Source organism: Pseudonocardia lacus (assembly GCF_018531445.1).
In the GTDB taxonomy this organism is placed as follows: Bacteria; Actinomycetota; Actinomycetes; order Mycobacteriales; family Pseudonocardiaceae; genus Pseudonocardia; species Pseudonocardia lacus.
Genome location: NZ_JAHDTH010000467.1, coordinates 1 through 1,173 on the forward strand (window position 1 = coordinate 1; position 1,173 = coordinate 1,173).

At 80.9% G+C, this 1,173-nt stretch carries 1 protein-coding gene; it reads left to right on the top strand.

Annotation, left to right across the window (positions count from 1 at the left end; translation table 11 throughout):
• On the top strand, positions 1 to 771 hold a 771-nt coding region (locus KIK08_RS39115; protein ID WP_491063199.1), incomplete at its 5' end, for a WS/DGAT/MGAT family O-acyltransferase.
• Positions 772 to 1,173: the final 402 nt, after the last annotated feature.

The window sequence follows — 1,173 nt, forward strand, 5'->3', positions numbered from 1 at the left end:
GGCCGGGTGGCCGGGGCGCTGGCCCGGCCGTGGGGGCTGGCCGGTGACGCGGTGCACGCGGTCCGGTCGTGGCGGGCCCCCGCCGACCGCGGCCCGGGTGGGGCGCCGCTGCTGGCGCAACGGAGCGGGCGCTGGCACCTCGAACAGCTCGACGTCCCGCTCGACGCCCTGCGCGCCGGGGCCGCGGCGGCTGGCGGCTCGGTGAACGACGGCCTTGTCGCCGCGGTGGTGGAGGCGTTCCGCCGCTACCACCTGGAGCTGGGCGCCGAGCCCGGCGAGCTGGCGGTCGGGGTGCCGATCAGCCTGCGCACCCCCGACGATCCCCCCGGGGCCGACCGGCTCACCGCCGCCACCCTGCGCGCGTCGCTGGCCCCGGCCGAGCCGGCCGAGCGGGTGCGCGCCGTACGCGAGTTCGTGCTGGAGTCCGGCGCCCGCCCCGCCTCCGACCCGCTCGCGCCGCTGGTCGGCCGGGTGGTCGACGCGTTCCCCGCGCTGCGGGGTAGCGCGCTCGACCGGGTCGGCGGCGGGGTCGACGTGCGGGTGGGCGTGCTGCCCGGCGTCGGGCACGCGGTGCACCTCGCCGGCCCGCGGATCACCCGGGTGTTCCCGTTCGGGCCACCGGCCGGGGCCGCCGCCTCGGTCGGGCTGGTCCCGCACGACGGCACCGGCTGCGTCGGCATCACCCTCGACCCGGCCGCGGTCACCGAACCGGCCGTCCTGGTCGCCGCGCTCCGGTCGGCCCTGGCCGACCTGGCCGCGGTGGCCGGCTGACCACACCGGCCGGGCCGGCTCACGACGAGCTGCGAGCACCACCGGGCGCTGCGACGCGCAGCGGGGCCTGCGAGGGCGCGCCGGGCCGGGCGCGCAGCACGGGGCGGGACGCAGCTGGGTTTGCGAAGGCGGGCTGGGGCCGGGCGCGCAGCGCGGGGTGGATCTCGCAGCGCTGGCTGTGTCCTCACAGCGCGCCGGCGGGCTGCGAGCACCCACCGGGTGCTGCGAGGCGCAGCGGGGTCTGCGAGGGCGGGCCTGGGGTCGGGCGCGCAGGGCGGGGTGTGTCTCGCAGCGTGGGGTGTGTCCTCGCAGCGCGCCGGCGGGCTGCGATGGCACAGCGGGCGCTGCGGGGCGCGGCGGGGTTTGCGAGGGCGGGCGTGGTCTGGGGCGCGCGGGGGGGGG